The sequence below is a fragment of the Fibrobacter sp. genome, from assembly GCF_017545445.1.
Lineage (GTDB): Bacteria > Fibrobacterota > Fibrobacteria > Fibrobacterales > Fibrobacteraceae > Fibrobacter.
In genome coordinates this window covers 43,471-59,048 of the sequence record NZ_JAFWOM010000138.1, presented here as the reverse complement: position 1 = coordinate 59,048, position 15,578 = coordinate 43,471, and the positions used below count along the sequence as shown (strand labels likewise).

13 protein-coding genes are annotated in these 15,578 nt (G+C 49.4%); 2 read left to right on the top strand and 11 right to left on the bottom strand.

Going from position 1 to position 15,578, the window contains the following annotated elements; all coding sequences use genetic code 11:
• Positions 1-8 precede the first annotated feature (8 nt).
• The 5 genes from IKG78_RS15885 to ispF form a co-directional block, all read right to left on the bottom strand.
• The gene (locus IKG78_RS15885) at positions 9-1,718 is read right to left on the bottom strand and encodes a Na/Pi cotransporter family protein (protein WP_290945267.1); all 1,710 of its coding nucleotides are present in this window, start codon (positions 1,716-1,718) and stop codon (positions 9-11) included.
• The gene (locus IKG78_RS15880; RefSeq protein WP_290945264.1) at positions 1,715-3,106 is read right to left on the bottom strand and encodes an ATP-binding protein; all 1,392 of its coding nucleotides are present in this window, start codon (positions 3,104-3,106) and stop codon (positions 1,715-1,717) included. Before IKG78_RS15880 ends, IKG78_RS15885 begins: the two co-directional genes overlap by 4 nt.
• The gene (locus IKG78_RS15875) at positions 3,103-3,780 is read right to left on the bottom strand and encodes a response regulator transcription factor (protein WP_290945262.1); all 678 of its coding nucleotides are present in this window, start codon (positions 3,778-3,780) and stop codon (positions 3,103-3,105) included. The genes IKG78_RS15880 and IKG78_RS15875 overlap by 4 nt, the downstream gene beginning before the upstream one ends.
• 192 nt (positions 3,781-3,972) lie before the next feature.
• Positions 3,973-5,658 (bottom strand): Na/Pi cotransporter family protein, encoded by a 1,686-nt coding sequence (locus IKG78_RS15870; protein WP_290945260.1) that lies wholly within the window; start codon positions 5,656-5,658, stop codon positions 3,973-3,975.
• Positions 5,659-6,001: 343 nt separating this feature from the next.
• Complete coding sequence (gene ispF / locus IKG78_RS15865; protein WP_290945258.1) at positions 6,002-6,493, bottom strand: 2-C-methyl-D-erythritol 2,4-cyclodiphosphate synthase; 492 nt, start codon at positions 6,491-6,493, stop codon at positions 6,002-6,004.
• 54 nt (positions 6,494-6,547) lie between these two features.
• On the opposite strand from ispF, the gene IKG78_RS15860 reads away from it, so the two are divergent.
• The gene (locus IKG78_RS15860; protein WP_290945256.1) at positions 6,548-7,552 is read left to right on the top strand and encodes a hypothetical protein; all 1,005 of its coding nucleotides are present in this window, start codon (positions 6,548-6,550) and stop codon (positions 7,550-7,552) included.
• Between the two features lie 110 nt (positions 7,553-7,662).
• Positions 7,663-8,655 (top strand): hypothetical protein, encoded by a 993-nt coding sequence (locus IKG78_RS15855; RefSeq protein ID WP_290945254.1) that lies wholly within the window; start codon positions 7,663-7,665, stop codon positions 8,653-8,655.
• A 4-nt stretch (positions 8,656-8,659) separates the two neighbouring features.
• Here the strand turns inward: IKG78_RS15855 and IKG78_RS15850 are convergent, their stop codons facing one another.
• The 6 genes from IKG78_RS15850 to nuoL form a co-directional block, all read right to left on the bottom strand.
• On the bottom strand, positions 8,660-9,001 hold the full coding sequence (locus IKG78_RS15850; protein WP_290945252.1) for a hypothetical protein: 342 nt from the start codon (positions 8,999-9,001) through the stop codon (positions 8,660-8,662).
• Between the two features lie 20 nt (positions 9,002-9,021).
• Positions 9,022-9,300: a hypothetical protein gene (locus IKG78_RS15845; protein WP_290945250.1), complete on the bottom strand. Its 279-nt coding sequence runs from the start codon at positions 9,298-9,300 to the stop codon at positions 9,022-9,024.
• Positions 9,301-9,347: 47 nt separating this feature from the next.
• Positions 9,348-10,208: a hypothetical protein gene (locus IKG78_RS15840; protein ID WP_290945248.1), complete on the bottom strand. Its 861-nt coding sequence runs from the start codon at positions 10,206-10,208 to the stop codon at positions 9,348-9,350.
• Between the two features lie 237 nt (positions 10,209-10,445).
• A complete protein-coding gene (locus IKG78_RS15835; RefSeq protein WP_290945246.1) occupies positions 10,446-11,942 on the bottom strand; it encodes an NADH-quinone oxidoreductase subunit N in 1,497 nt (498 codons plus the stop codon).
• Entirely contained in the window at positions 11,932-13,581 is a 1,650-nt protein-coding gene (locus IKG78_RS15830) for an NADH-quinone oxidoreductase subunit M (protein ID WP_290945244.1), read from the bottom strand. The genes IKG78_RS15835 and IKG78_RS15830 overlap by 11 nt, the downstream gene beginning before the upstream one ends.
• Positions 13,581-15,575, bottom strand: coding sequence for an NADH-quinone oxidoreductase subunit L (gene nuoL / locus IKG78_RS15825; protein ID WP_290945242.1), 1,995 nt, complete (start codon positions 15,573-15,575; stop codon positions 13,581-13,583). The genes IKG78_RS15830 and nuoL overlap by 1 nt, the downstream gene beginning before the upstream one ends.
• Between the last annotated feature and the right edge of the window lie 3 nt (positions 15,576-15,578).

Below are 15,578 nucleotides of genomic sequence, written 5' to 3'. Positions count from 1 at the left end.
AGCAAAAACTACACAGAAGAAAGTCTTCTGTTCACGTGGGCTTCGACGACATTCACGATGTAGTCACCGAGCTTTTCGCAATCGTTGACCACATCCATGTAATGCACGCCCATCTGGTAGCTGTACTTCTGCGATTCAATATCCGCGACATTCTTTTCCTTGAGCAGCTTGCGGTAATCGTTGATTTCATATTCGAAGTTTAATGTACTTTTCACATTAATCTGCGGATCATCGTTGAGCACGCCTATCATGTGCGTCAAAGCTTTGTCACAAAGCTGCATGATATGCTTGATGTGCTTGTACTGCTCTTCGATGAAGTCTTCCTTGCTGCGGAACTTGCGGTTGATGGCTCGTGCCATGTTATAGCAGGCGTCGCCGATGCTTTCGATTTCAGAAATTTCCCGGAGCATCGACTGGATGTTCCTTTTACTTTCAGGACTCAAACGTCCTTCCGATACTTTGTTCAAATAATTGGCGATTTCAATTTCCATGCTGTCGCTGATGCCTTCGTACTTTTCAATGCGGGCAAAGAGCTTCACAAAATCATCTTCGTCCTTCATTTCGAGCAACTCCGGAACAAAACGGAACATTTTAAGCGTGCGTTCCGCAAACAAGTTAATTTCTTTGCGGGCTTCGTACAGCGAAAGCTCCGCAGTGCTCATGAGGCCGCCACTGATGAACTTGATGCTGAAATCTTCACCGTCTTCCTTCTCTTTGATAATTTTGCAGATGAGCGTTTCCATCGGCTTGATAAACCAGATGAGAATCAGCACGTTGCAAAGGTTGAACGCCGTATGGAAACCAGAAAGGGCGTATGTCACACGCACACTCGCACGGGCGATTTCGTCTTCGGTCTGGGGAACAAAAGCCGGGTCAAATCCCACAAAATGGCAAACCATGTTCACAAACGGATGGAAAATTATAAGCACCCACACCACGCCAAAGACGTTGAAGAGCATGTGCGCCAGAGCCGCGCGCCTCGCCTGCGTACTTGCCGAAAGCGCCGCCAGGTTCGAAGTCACCGTCGTACCGATATTTTCGCCCATCACAAGCGCAATGCCCTGGTATATCGGGAGAACACCGCTTGAACAAAGGATAAGCGTAATCGCCATGATTGCCGCCGAAGACTGTACGCACATCGTAAGGATGCCGCCCAAGAGCAAGAACAAGAGCGTCGAGAGCATGCCCCAGCCGCCGGTCGTCGCAAAGAAGTTGATAATCGACTGGTTATGCGCAAGGTCCATCGCTACGGCATTTTCGCGAAGCGTCGTTAGTCCAAGGAACATGAACGCAAAACCAAAGACAAATTCACCGAAGCTCTTCACGCTGTTTTTACGGACATACGTGAGAATGATCCCAAGTGCGAAGAACGGCCATACAAAACTGCTCATATTGAACTGGAAACCGAATATCGACATGATCCATGCCGTCGCAGTCGTACCGATATTTGCGCCCATAATAACAGGAATGGCCTGCTTGAGCGTGAGTAGCCCCGCATTCACGAAGCTAACCGTCATCACGGTTGTCGCCGTCGAGGACTGCACGGCAGCGGTAACGAACGTACCCGTCAAAAGCCCGCCCACACGGTGTTTGGTCATGGTGCCAAGGACTGCGCGGAGGTGTCCGCCAGTGAGTTTCTGCAAGCCTTCACTCATCATCTTCATGCCGAACATGAGAAGAGCGAGGCAACCGATCATTTTTAAAACTGCAAGAATCATAGAACCTTATTCGTATTTAAAAAGGGTGAAAAATCAATCCTGATTTCGGTGCCGAAACCGACGGTCGAATTCAGGTGAACTGCCGCATGGAGGACTTCTGCGATGTGTTTCACGATTGCAAGCCCGAGTCCCGTTCCTCCGGTTTCCTTGGATCGGCTCTTATCGACACGATAGAACCGTTCAAAGACGCGGGACTGGCATTCCTCCGGAATTCCAATTCCGGTATCCTTCACGACAACGGCATTCGGCTTCACGAGCACGACCACCTTGCCGCCCTGTTCCGTATAGCGGATAGCGTTATCCACTAAGTTGAAAATCATCTCGTAGAGCAGTTTCGAGTTTCCAAGGATTTCTGCGGAAGTGTCGCCGTCCAGCGAAAGCTGGATGGACTTTTTGTTTGCGTTCAGGCAGAGATCCTCGATGCAACTATGCGCTACGTTCCAAAGGTTGACTTTTTCGCTTAAATCAAACGGCTCGCCTTCCGGGTTGTCCAGCCTCGAAAGCGTAATGATATCATTTGCAATGGATTGCAAGCGGAGCGCTTCCTTGTGGATTTTCCCCGCAAAGACCTTGACATCTTCGGGCTTCGCCAAGCCACTTTCAATAAGTTCCGCATAGCCTGAAATGGACGTCAGCGGTGTTTTCAGTTCGTGCGAGGCATTGGCCGTAAATTCATTTTTCAGATGCGAAATTTTCTGTTTCTCGTTCGAGAGCTGTTCAATCGTCAATTGCAGTTCGAGGTCCTGCTTGCGGATGGTGTTGACGAGAGGCGCGATTTCCTTATAGACGTTCTCTATGCTCATCCATTCGGGCGTTCCCAACTGATCAACCAACTTTTGGAGCGGGCTGATGAAGGCTCGACTTAGTCCAATCGCAATCAGAATCGACGCAGTGACAATAGCCGCCAGCAAGACGATAAGATACGGGATGGTCTTAGAAAAGACCTGCTGCAGATTCGCCTGGCGCATTCCAAGGCGCAACACCTTACCATCCCCCAGCCGTTTGGCAAAGTAGAACACCTTCGCTTGCAAGGTTGAAGAATAACGGAGGTCTTCGCCGACGCCTTTCTCAAAAGCGTCTATGACCTCTTCGCGGTCGTTGTGGTTTTCCATCTTGACCGCTTCGGCGTCGCTGTCGTAGAGAATTCCACCTTTCGGGTCAATGAGCGTAATGCGGAGGTCCTTGCTTGCATACCGGGATAATTTCTGGGGTTCGTCTCCAAGGGCTTCGTTAGTATAGGCAACTTCAATCAGCCGTAAGTTCTCTCGCAGCTGACTCTTGAGCTGGTCGGTCATTTCACCTTCGAAAACACGCACCGTAAAAAATACAGCAAACAAAGCGGCAATCACGCCCATGTAAATCAAGCTGTATCGTAAACGGTCTTTCATTGAGCCTTGTACCCGACATTGCGAACCGTCTGGATGATGGAGCCCTGCTCACCCAATTTCTGCCGGAGCGTTTTGACATGCATATCGACAGTCCGCGTATCCATTTTAAAATCAATGCCCCATATTTTTTCCAGAATCTGTTGCCTAGAATAGACAAGCCCCGGATGCGACAAGAAAAGTTTCAAAAGTTCGTATTCCTTGTAGGTCAGCTCCACATGGTCGCCACCAACGGTAACGGTGTGCTTCGCTTCATCGAGAAATACTCCCCCGAGAGATAACGTTTTCTGCTCTTCGGCATCGGTATTCAATCGGCCCGAACGACGGAGCAACGCCTTGACGCGAGAGATAAATTCCAAAATGCCGAAAGGTTTCGCAATATAGTCATCCGCTCCCGAGTCGAGCCCTTTGACTTTATCTAACTCGGAACCTTTGGCCGTAAGCATGATGACGGCAACGTTTTTGGTAATTTCCTGTGCGCGAAGACGCCTTAAAATGCTAAGGCCATCTTCGCCCGGCAACATGATATCGAGAATGAACAAATCCGGCACGCAAGACTTAACCGCTTCATCCAGGCTTTTCCCGCAATCGAAAGCGTTGACTTCGAAACCGCTGCTCTTGAGCGCATAGGTTTCCATTTCGCGGATTTCGGAATTGTCTTCTACGATGTAAATCATGTTTAAAATTTACGAATTTACGCAACATTAAAATAAAAAGACCCTCTAATTATTTCAATGCCTAAAACAAAGACTTCGCAAAGGTTTTATTTACACTTTACACAGATTTTACAAAAACATAAGACAAAGCCCCAGCTCAATGACCGGGGCATCTAACGCAAAGCCTCAAAAGACTTGCACTTTTTCAGCATTTTACACCGGAAATCTCCTGTTCGCATGGGCTTCGACCACATTCACCACATAGTCGCCCAGTTTTTCGCAGTCGTTCACCACGTCCATGTAATGCACGCCCATCTGGTAGCTGTACTTCTGGTTTTCGATATCCACGATGTTCTTCTCTTTCAGGAGCTTGCGATAGTCGTTGATTTCGTTCTCCAGGTTCAGCGTGCGGTTCGCATCCACCTGCTGCGAATCGTCAAGCACAGCAATCATGTGCACTAGAGCCTTTTCGCACAGCCCCATAATATGCTTGATATGCGCATACTGGTCCTCCGTAAAGTCTTCCTTGCTGCGGAACTTGCGGTTGATGGCGCGGGCCATGTTATAGCATGAATCGCCAATGCTCTCAATCTCGGAAATTTCTCGGAGCATCGCCTGGATAGTCGTCTTGCTTTCGGGGCTCAAACGGCCTTCGCTTACTTTATTCAAGTAATTTGCAATTTCGATTTCCATGTTGTCGCTAATGCCTTCGTACTTCTCAATGCGGGCAAACAGTTTCACAAAGTCGTTCTCTTCCTTCATTTCAAGCAAATTAGGCACGAAGTTGAACATCTTGTGAGTGCGAGTCGCGAACAGGCTTATTTCCTTGCGCGCTTCGAGAAGCGAAAGTTCAGGAGTCCCCATGAGGCCCGAGCTGATGAAATGCAAACGGGACTCTTCTTCTTCTTCGGAGTTCTTGGGCTTAATCACGCGGCACACGAACTTTTCGATGTACTTGATGAACCAAATCTGGATAAACGTGTTCGACACGTTGAAAGCCGAGTGGAACGTCGCAAGCACCACGGAAATTTTCGCGAGGTTACCAGCATAGCCTTCATCGCCCGGGCGAATGCCGAGGTCAAAACCGACCACGTGGCAAATAGCAGCGAGGAACCACTTGAGCACAATCACCACCCAGATAACGCCTATTACGTTAATCGTAAAGTGAGCAAGCGCCGCACGGCGGGCCTGCGTATTGGCGGAGAGCGCCACGATGTTCGCCGTAATCGTCGTACCGATGTTTTCGCCAAGCACGAGCATGATGCCCTGGTCGATGTGCAAAACGCCGGTGGAGCAGAGAATCATCGTGATAGCCATGATGGCCGCAGAAGACTGCACACACAACGTAAGCACTGTACCCATCACGAGGAAGAACAGCGAATTGAAGAAATTCGGGTCGTTGAAGCGAGCGAAGAAGGCGCTAATCGAAGCGTTTGCCGCCGGGTCCTGCACCACGCTAAAGCCCGTCTCCTTGAGCGTCGTAAGCCCAAGGAAAAGGAAACCGACACCGAACAGGAACTCGCCCAAGACTCGCTTCTTGTTCATATAAACAAGTATGATACCGATGAAGAACGCCGGATAGACGAAGTTCGCGATGTTGAACGAGAACCCGAGGCTCATAATCCACGCGGTGACCGTCGTACCGATGTGTGCGCCAAGGATAATCGAAATCGCCTGCAAGAGCGTCAAAAGCCCCGCATTAACAAAAGAGACCGTCATCAACGTGGTGGCGGTCGAACTCTGTACAGAGGCTGTAACAAACATGCCGGTAAGCATACCTGTAAAACGATTTGTAGTCATGGTGCCGAGCACATGTCGAAGCTGCGGCCCTGCCATCTTTTGCAGCGCCTCACTCATCGACTTCATGCCGAACATGAGCAGCGCCAAACATCCCAACATTTTTAGAGCCATCCAGGCCATATAGCGTTTTCCTCTTTTACGTCACTACCGAATCATCGTCGCTGCCTTTCAGCTAGTCCGGGCTCATGGCAGTGAATTGTTTTGTAAAGTCGTGGTAAAATATAGAAAAATCAAAGTAAAATCCATGCAAATAAGAAAAGAAATTCCCGGTCATGTTGAACCGGGAACAACAAATTAGTAGGACGATGGAAGTTTTGGCTGTAGGAAGTAGGCAGTGAAATGCGATTGGTGCCGTGTCTGCGATTAGAACCGTGTAAGCCGGCCCCGGCACAAGGCCGGGGTGACAATGCGAAGCGCGCCCATTGCCCGGAGCGAAGCGCGCTCAAGGCTCACAGCTGCGCACCATGGCAATAGCTTGGCTTGCAATGCCTTCGCCGCGACCCGTAAAACCGAGCTTTTCAGTCGTCGTTCCCTTGATGCCAATCTGCTTCACGTCGAGGCCGAGCACGCGGGCGATGTTCGCCTTCATTTGTTCCTTGTGCGGGTTCACCTTCGGGCGTTCACACATCACGATGCTGTCGATGTTCACAATTTCAAAGCCAGCCCTCCGGACTTCCTCGCCGACCTTGCGCAAGAGTTCCAAGCTGTCTGCACCCTTGAATGCCGGATCCGTATCCGGGAAATACGTACCGATGTCACCAAGGCCTGCCGCCCCGAGCAAAGCATCGCTAATCGCATGCAACAGAACATCTGCATCGCTGTGGCCCAAAAGTCCCTTTTCGTACGGGATATCCACACCACCGATAATACACTTGCGACCTTCCACAAGCTTGTGAACATCAAAACCAATTCCAGAACGGTATATTTTTTCCATAACAAATCCTTTTTTATTTTAACGAAAATTTAAATAATAAGTTATTTTTTTTGCATGAAAAATTTTAAAATCACCCTTTTACTTTTACTATCCCTTATTGCAACGTCGCAAGCGGTACACGTAGCCGTCCTTGAAACCGCTGCAGACCCCGGTGTAAAGAACAAGGTTTCGCTAACCGACCGCCAGTACCTCACAAACGTATTGCGCGAACAAGCCGTAAAGGAACTCCCCGCATCGCAAAACTACACCATCATGACCCGCGAAAACATAACTGCAATGCTTCCGCCGGACAAATCCATCGAAGACTGCGAAGGGAGCTGTATCGTCGAGACCGGAAAAAACATTGCCGCCGACTACATCTGCCAGGCTCGTGTCAGTAGTTTCAACGGATCGCTGACGCTTTCAGCGGAACTTTACGAAACCGCAGGGAACAAGCTCATCGCGAGCTTTAACGGGCTAGGCCCCAACCTGAGCACCTTGCTCACGCTCATCATACAGAAATCGCCCGATTTTTTCCGCAATGTCAAGAAAGACGTGGGAAAGAATGCAACTACAGCGGCGCCACAGCCAAGCAAATCCAACAACGAAGTATCCACGTTTACGACAGCTACGACGCAGAATCCACCCCCAACGCGAAACGTAGCCCCTAGCGCAGGTTACGAGTATTATGCGCCAACAGCAAAACCAAGCACACCCAAAGAAGAAAAGCCGTGGCCGAGAGCAAGATTCTTTATACACGCAGGCATTCTCGACGCAGGTCTTGGTTTAAAGCTCCGCTTGAGCCGCCAAAATGGGATTTACATCACCGCAGATACAAGGTGGCTATCCTTCAAAAACGATTGGTTTTTGCATATTCCGATGCTCATCTATTTAGGCGGTAATCATGTGCATTTCATCTCAGGTTTCTCAGTAATGGCAACGACAAGTGCCGAAAATGCGGATGAAGCTCAATTTACCATGGGCTTAAACTGCGATATAGGCAGACATTTCGGTATCGATGCCTTGATTTTTACAGGGAATGCGATGTCGCTCACGTTGGATTTCCGCATCGTGTTCTAGAAGAGCAACCATTCTTACTAAAAAATTCCTCAGTCCCGGCCCTAGCGTCGGGGCATTTTTTTATTGAAATACATTTACGACTTTTTGTTTTTATAAGTTATTTTTTTAGCATGAGTTTCCTTAAGATTAGCATTTGTTTTTTGCTAGCGCTTGCCGCATCATCGCAAGCGGCATTCGTCGCCGTCCTTGAAACTGTTGCAGACCCGCTTGTAAAAGACAAAGTTTCACTCGCCGATCGCCAATACCTTACAAACGTACTGCGCGAGCAAGCCGTAAAAGAACTCCCCGCATCGCAAAACTATACCATCATGACCCGCGAAAACATAACGGCAATGCTTCCGCCGGGAAAATCCATCGAAGATTGCGAAGGAACCTGCCTTGCCGAAACCGGCAAAAACATTGCAGCCGACTACATCTGCCAAGCACGCGTCAGCAGTTTCAACGGCTCGCTGACGCTTTCGGCAGAACTCTACGAAACCGCAGGGAACAAGCTCATCGCCAGTTTCAACGTTCTAGGTCCCAACCAGAGCACCTTGCTCACGCACATCATACAGAAGTCGCCCGAATTTTTCCGCAACATCAAAAGAGACGTGGCTAGCACGACTCCCACTACTAATGCAACCCCAACTCCTAACAACGCCTCGATTCCGAACGCAACTCCGAACACGATAGAAAATCCTAATGCGATAAAGAATAATGCAACCGAGAAATCGCCTTCGTCAAATCCAGCAGAAACAACGCATTGGCGGAGAGTGGCCTTTTTCTTGCACGGAGGGTATATCACAGCAGGTCTAGGTTTAAAATTCCGTTTCGGCGGCGAGAACCGGATTTACATGACCACTGATCTAAGATGGGTTTCGTTCAATGATGAAAATTATATGTATTTACCGATCATCTTTTATTTTGGCGGAAACAGAATGCATTTCCTTACAGGTGTAGCCATAAAAGGAGTAAGCGATGACAAATCACACGAACTTCAGGTTCCTGTCGGTATGAACTGTGATTTTGGCAAACATTTCGGCATCGACGCAGTGTTTATTCTGCCAGCGTCTTCAAACGAACCTGATTGGGCAATTTCTCTAGACGCACGCATCGTGTTCTAGAAATTCAATCCCCCAATCCGGGACTCGCCCTGAACGGCAAAACAAACAATAACACCACAGCAACAGCACCTGCTAGACCAAGAAAGACTCCCGCAAGACGTTCGAGTCTTGCTTTCCTTGACGCCTCTTTTTTCTCTTCGATTGCGGTTTCAACCATTGCCGGAAGTGAATCTGGCGACACCGTAGGATATACCTCGTTCAAAGAATCCGCTACGGCCTGCTTTATTGAATCTTGAGTTTCCTTTTTATTTTCATGGTATATAGCCTTACCACTAGCATAAAATATCGGTACAGATGCGCCAATAGCCAATGTCGGGGCGACATAAGCGCAGCCCGAAAGCATCATTACAAATAAAAAAAGTACAATCAACCGCATGGAAAAATGACAGCAAGAACGAAAATCAAGAATGTTAATCCAAAAAGTCCAAAGAACAAAGTCCCCACATAAAACACCAAAACAAAGATAGAAAAACCCAAACTTTGCGAAGGATCAATCACGTCGCTGTCGTTCTCTTTTTCGCGAGACTCCTCTTTGGGAGAATTATCTTCAGCCGGTTTCTGTTCATCAACAACTTTCGGAGCCCTGCACCACGGACAGCAAGGCTCGTAATAATTGAACTTTTCACCGCACTTCGGACAAATCATTTTCTGTTCCTTTTCAAGAACAAAATACAAAAAACTCACCTAAGCAACTAAAACAGAAAAGAAAATTTGCTTTCTAAATTCCAAACCTTTTCACTAAAATTATTGCCCCAATGTATATTCGCTCCTAAAGAAAATTGATAATGACGTGCAAATGTATAACCTACTCCAAAATAATGAGAAAAAATAAAGGGAAAAGCAAAAGCCAACGGGTAACCTTCCAAATCATTAAATAACCATGGTTTAAACGCAGATAAGGAATAAGATAAAGTAAAATTCCTAAAAGGAAATACATTTACATAAAGTCCAAAATTACCATTAAACCTAACATCTATGCAACCATCGCAATCTATAACACCTTTTGTACTTGTTCCTGCGCCAGCCAAATTTCCTTGATCATCTATATAAGAAGCATAAACGGAATACGAAACTATAGCTAGCCCAAGTGACGAAAACGCACCCATTTCAAAATAAGATGAATTTACACCTCCAGTCAAACGAAAATACGGATATGGATTAAACCCAAAACCAATACCACCAAGCATAAATCTTTTTTTAGTAAAATAATCAAAAGATGCAGACACAGGAAACATCTTTAAGTCATAATAAACATCTGCTTCGGATGGCCCAAAAGAGTATTCATATCCCTCAACAGCATCATTTTCGATACCATTCAAATGCACATGCTTGTTATTGGGGATTCGAAGAGAAACATTGACTTTCCGTACATTGGAATCATTTTTTACAGCAAACGCGGGACCAACATATGCGTCAGGAGCCATAGCTTCAAAGCGACCTCTATGTACTTGCACCCCGCCACATCCAACAAAAAAGAAGGGCATAAGCAAGAAGCATAAGGAATTAAAAATTTTTGAAAATTTCATTAATTCAAATATAAATTCATTTTTCATCACACAACCTTATCGATTCCACTGTTCCGATAAGGCTCATTCACCAAGGATAAACAAATAAAATTCAAAGATAATTGGAAAAGCATTAACAATAAAAAACATCCCGGCTAAATTCAGCCGAGACGTTTTTTGAAATACCGATCCCGGCACTTCGACAGGCTCAGTGACCTGTGACCGGGATGACATTGTAAGGCGGGACTTATCCTAATCCCTAAAACCTAACACCTACAACCTATCTTATCCAATCAATGCCAATGACGGATAGACGCTAATCACGAGGAGCGCGATAGCGGCAGCAGCCACGGCAAAGCGGAGCAGATAGACGTAGGTCGCTTCGAACTTGCCACAGCAATGACCTTCACCGCAGCAGCACTTCGATTCGCCGTCTTCCTTCTTCGGAGCGAACAGCACGTAAGCAATACGGAGGTAGTAAACCGCAGCCACGAGCGAAAGGCCAAAGCCAACAATGGCAAGCCAGCCAAGGCCAGCATTGAACGCTTCGGTGAACAGCGTGAACTTCGCGAGGAAACCTGCAACCGGCGGGAGGCCGGCGAGCGAAGCCAAGCACACGGCAACGCCAAGTGCCACGAACGGGCGACGGCGGCCAGCACCCTGGAGGTCTTCGAGTTTTTCCTTGCAATCATCCTTACCGGACATGTAAGCGACACCCGTCAAAGCGCCTGCCGATGCAATCGCATACGTGACGAGGAAGTAGAACATCGGGCCCATCTGGATTTCGCCATTGTCGTAGTAATTCGGGAGCAAGAGACCAATCACAATAAAGCCAGCGTTCATCACGGCGGAGAATGCCAAGATGCGACGCACGGACTTTTGGGCAAGGCCACTAAACGCACCAATCGCCATGGAAAGGATTGCAACCACGATAATCACGTAGAACAGCGGGAAAGACGGGTTCATAATCGTTACTTTCTCAGCGAGGTTCCACACGGCTTCGGCACCGGAGCGAGTCACGAGAACGCCCAACCAGACCGTACCGAGAGCGGCAAGAGCGCCGACCTTTACGACAGCGGCCATAAAGCCTGTCACAGCGACAGAGGCGCCCGTATAGACATCGGCCACCCAGAAATGCATCGGAGCAGCACCCGCCTTGAAGAACAGGCCCACGATCACAAGGAGCGTTCCCAAATCGTAAATGACTCTACGGCCATCGAGCAGATTTCCGCAGAAGTGCGTAGAACCTGTTGCACCGTAAATCAGCGAAACACCATAGAGGAAAATCGCGCTGAAAATGGCACCCGAGACAAAGTACTTGAACACGCCTTCGTTAGCATTGACATCCTTGCGGCGAATGCCCACGAGAGCGTAAATCGGGAAACTTGTGAGTTCCATGGCAACGAAGAGAGCGACAAAGTCAATCGCCTGCGTCATAAGCATTGCGCCGCTTGTCGCAAGCATCATAAGGCCATAAGCTTCGCCACCCTTGAACTTTTCGCGGCTAAGCGTCCACTGCAAGCCAGCAACGCCAAGCAACGCACACAAGAGAATCGCCATGCAGAGCACGCGACGGATGGGATCCATTGCATAGAGGTTCAAAAGCGTTTCCGTCTTGGCGTAGTACAACGTAGCAACACCCAAAGCGATGAAGAACGCAGAAATCCACGGAAGTACCTTATGCTTGTTTTCGTTGTCCAAGAACGGTTCGGCAGCAAGAGCGACCATACCGCCCAACACAATACAGATAACCGGCAAGAGATAAAGAAGATTACTGAGCATCGGAAGCCTCCTTCACAGTATTTTCAGAGTTCGCGACATTCGCCTCGGAAGCATTTTCACCCTTCATCTGAGCGATGATCGAAGCGCGTTCGTCGTCCTTGAAGCCGGCAGCCGCAAGAGTTGAATCCAACTGGTGAATTTCCTCTTCGGTCATCGGAGCATTCCCCTGATTGATCGAAGCATCTTGCAACACCTGAGCCGTAGCCGGATCATCAACTTCCTCGGCCTGGTTCAACGAATCCGTCACGAAAGCCGGATGGAAACCGAAAACAAGGAGGAGAGAAAGCATTACGCCAATCGAGAAACCTTCGAGCGGCATCGTACGCGTTCCTTCTTCGTATTCGCGGGCTTGCTTACCGAAGATGACCTTCTGGATAAAGCGGAGCATGTAAGCCGCGGAGAGAATCAGCGTGAAGCCTGCGACGAGAGCCGGGAGCGGCCCCATATCCCACAGAGAGAGGAGCACGGAGAATTCACCGACGAAGCCTGCCGTACCAGGGACTGCGAGAGCCATGACACCGGCAAAGCCAAAGAGCGTCGAGAACACCGGATTCTTGGAAGAAAGACCGCCAAGCTGGTCGAGTTCACGAGTGCCCGTCATACGTTCTGCAATGCCCATCAAGAAGAACTGGGCACCAGCGGAAATACCATGAGCGACGAGCAACACAAGCACCGCCGGGAACATCACTTCGGAACCGCTAAAGACACCCGCTACAGCGAGGCCCAAATGGCCCATCGAGCTGAAAGCGAGGAGTTTCTTGCCATCCGTTGCGCGGAGAGCCATGAGTGCTCCATAGACCGCCGTAAAGAGGCCAAGCCACATCATGCAAGAACTTGCGCTCAACGAAAGCGGGAAAATCGGGAGCACCCAGACGATAAAGCCAAACACGCCCGCCTTGCTCATTGCACCCGTGAGGATTGCAGAGAGCGGAGCCGGAGCTTCGGCATAAGAAATCGCCTGCCAACCGTGGAACGGGAAAATCGGAGTTTTCACAAGGAACGCCAAGAGGAAGCAAACGAGAACCGTTGTTTGCGTACTCTCCGGAAGGCTCTGGACCGCAATCGCAAGCGAATACAGCATGGAATTGTCAGCAACCGTGAGGAGATACCACAAAGCGACCATCATCGGGGCAGAACCGACCAATGTATAAATCGCAAACGTCATCGCGGCCTTCATTCTGTCCTTGCCACCGAAACCAGCAATCAACACCGCAGCGGGGATGACCATCGCTTCGAAGAAGAAGAAGAAGAGTACCGCATCAGCCGCAAGGAAGGTACCGTTCATGGCGCCCATCAACGAGAAGATGCCGATAGCGAAGTTGCGGTAGCTCCTACAAGTGAGCCCACGTGCAGAAATCAACGCCACAAGAGACAAGCCACAAGAAAGGAACACCATCCAAGAGGCAAGTCCATGACTATACAAGTAGTAGAAAACAGGTCCCTTGCAACCAGGGATTTGGAACCATTCAATAGCTTTCGTTGCAACGTTTCCGCCAGCAATAAGAGCGACAGACATTGCCGCAAAGACAATACCCATCAAAATCGCCAAGCGGGAAGAAGACTTGGAATCTTCCTTGGATGTCATCACCATGAGAATGGCGGCAACGAACGGAGCGAGGACGAGGAGATGTAACAGCATTAGAGAGTACCTCCAGTCAAAAGAACAATTGCCATAAGAACAACCAAGCCCAAAATGCTAAGAGCGACCTGGACACGGACCTTACGCACTTGGAACGAAGCGGCTCCGTCGCCAAGAATCGTAGCGATTGCACCAATCGTCCACTGGGCCGCCGCGAGAATCTTATCGACAACCACATCGCAAATCCATGCAAGCACGTTGACCGGGATAATTCCCACATACTTGTGAATGGAATCGAACAGGAACGTCCACGTTGCCTTGCCACCTTCAGGAGCAGAAGACCCCTTGGCAGCCGGGATGCGGGCATTGGCATAAATCTTGTAAGCGATGTACATACCGGCCAGTGCAGCAAGCGTACCAAGCACAGCAAAGACAACCGGGTTCAAGTGGGCGGTCACAACAGGAGCGTTGTAAGCCTGAGCGGCACCGACGACCGGAGCAAGCGTTTCGGCAAAGAACTTGATACCGATGGAATCGGCCCAGAGGTAACCGGCAAACACAGCACCGAAAGCGAGAATCACCATCGGAATGAGCATGACAGCCGGAGCTTCGTGGATATGTTCTTCACTTTCCTTGGAACCGCGATAGCTACCGAAGAACGTGAGGATGATGAGACGGCCCATATAAACAGCCGTAATCACTGCAGTCGCAAGACCCACCGCATAAACGACACCGTTCAGCGGAATCGTCGGAACTTCAGCACCAAAAAGCGTGAAGCCCGGAATTGCCATCGAGCAGTTCGTAAACAAGCGTTCGAGAATCAAGTCCTTGGACCAGAAACCGGCAAAGCCCGGGAAACCGACAATCGCGAGGAATGCGAAAATCATGACGCAGGCGGTCACCGGAGTTTTCTTGAGGAGGCCACCCATCTTGCGCATGTCCTGTTCACCGGCGAGAGCGTGAATCACGGCACCGGCACCGAGGAAGAGAGCCGCCTTGAAGAAGGCGTGCGTGAACACGTGGAAGATAGAAGCATCAAAGGCGCAAACGCCCGAAGCCATGAACATGTAGCCGAGTTGGCTGATGGTCGAATAAGCAAGCACTTTCTTGATGTCGTTCTGGAAAAGCCCAGCGACAGCAGCCCAGAAAGCAGTAAGCATACCGACAATCACGATGATGTCGAGCACCACCGGGAGGATGGCGAACATGCTACCGAGACGGGCGAGCAAATAAACGCCAGAAGTCACCATCGTTGCGGCATGGATCAAGGCAGAAACCGGAGTCGGACCCGCCATGGCATCCGGGAGCCACGTGAGGAGCGGAATCTGGGCAGATTTACCCGTGCAGCCGATGAAGAACAGGATGCCAGCCACAGAAAGGAACGGAACAACAATTTCAACGTGATTACCATTGATGATCATGCTGATGAAGTTCGCGAGAACATCGTAATTGAGGATAGCAGCGCCACCCATTGTCACGAGGCAGAGCATACCGAGAATAAAACCGATATCGCCCACGCGGTTCACGATGAACGCCTTGTTCGCAGCCTTGCAGTTGTTGAGGTCCTTGTTCCAGAAACCGATGAGGAGGTAAGAGCAGAGGCCGACACCTTCCCAACCGAGGAACGTGAGGAGCAAGTTGTCCGAAAGCACAAGCACGATCATGCTGAACAAGAAGAGGTTGATGTAGGCGAAGTAACGGGCAAAGCCGCGGTCGCCATGCATGTAACCGATCGAGTAGAGAGCAATCAGCGAACCGATGCCCGTCACGAACAGGAGCATGATGCGGGAAAGACCATCGAACAGGAATCCGATTTCTGCACGGAACATCGGAATGTCAATCCACGTGCAGAGCGTTTCGCGAATGCCACCTTCCGGCATATGAAGCGCAAGGAGAGAGACGCCAGCAAAGGAAAGTGCCGGGAAAAGTACTGCGAGCGCACCGACAAGGCCCTCGGCAGGCCCCTTCTTGCTGCCCGAAGAAATAACGGCAATCGCACCGAGAATAATGCATCCCAACAGCGGGAAGAGAGGTATTAAACTAAGAGAAATCATTGC

Bases quoted from the DNA above. Each gene is read 5' to 3' on its own strand.
- IKG78_RS15850 (WP_290945252.1), bottom strand. From the start codon at position 9,001: ATGATGCTTTCGGGCTGCGCTTATGTCGCCCCGACATTGGCTATTGGC.
- IKG78_RS15840 (WP_290945248.1), bottom strand. From the start codon at position 10,208: ATGAAAAATGAATTTATATTTGAATTAATGAAATTTTCAAAAATTTTT.
- IKG78_RS15830 (WP_290945244.1), bottom strand. From the start codon at position 13,581: ATGCTGTTACATCTCCTCGTCCTCGCTCCGTTCGTTGCCGCCATTCTC.
- IKG78_RS15875 (WP_290945262.1), bottom strand. From the start codon at position 3,780: ATGATTTACATCGTAGAAGACAATTCCGAAATCCGCGAAATGGAAACC.
- IKG78_RS15835 (WP_290945246.1), bottom strand. From the start codon at position 11,942: ATGCTCAGTAATCTTCTTTATCTCTTGCCGGTTATCTGTATTGTGTTG.
- IKG78_RS15870 (WP_290945260.1), bottom strand. From the start codon at position 5,658: ATGTTGGGATGTTTGGCGCTGCTCATGTTCGGCATGAAGTCGATGAGT.
- nuoL (WP_290945242.1), bottom strand. From the start codon at position 15,575: ATGATTTCTCTTAGTTTAATACCTCTCTTCCCGCTGTTGGGATGCATT.
- ispF (WP_290945258.1), bottom strand. From the start codon at position 6,493: ATGGAAAAAATATACCGTTCTGGAATTGGTTTTGATGTTCACAAGCTT.
- IKG78_RS15855 (WP_290945254.1), top strand. From the start codon at position 7,663: ATGAGTTTCCTTAAGATTAGCATTTGTTTTTTGCTAGCGCTTGCCGCA.
- IKG78_RS15885 (WP_290945267.1), bottom strand. From the start codon at position 1,718: ATGATTCTTGCAGTTTTAAAAATGATCGGTTGCCTCGCTCTTCTCATG.
- IKG78_RS15845 (WP_290945250.1), bottom strand. From the start codon at position 9,300: ATGATTTGTCCGAAGTGCGGTGAAAAGTTCAATTATTACGAGCCTTGC.
- IKG78_RS15880 (WP_290945264.1), bottom strand. From the start codon at position 3,106: ATGAAAGACCGTTTACGATACAGCTTGATTTACATGGGCGTGATTGCC.
- IKG78_RS15860 (WP_290945256.1), top strand. From the start codon at position 6,548: ATGAAAAATTTTAAAATCACCCTTTTACTTTTACTATCCCTTATTGCA.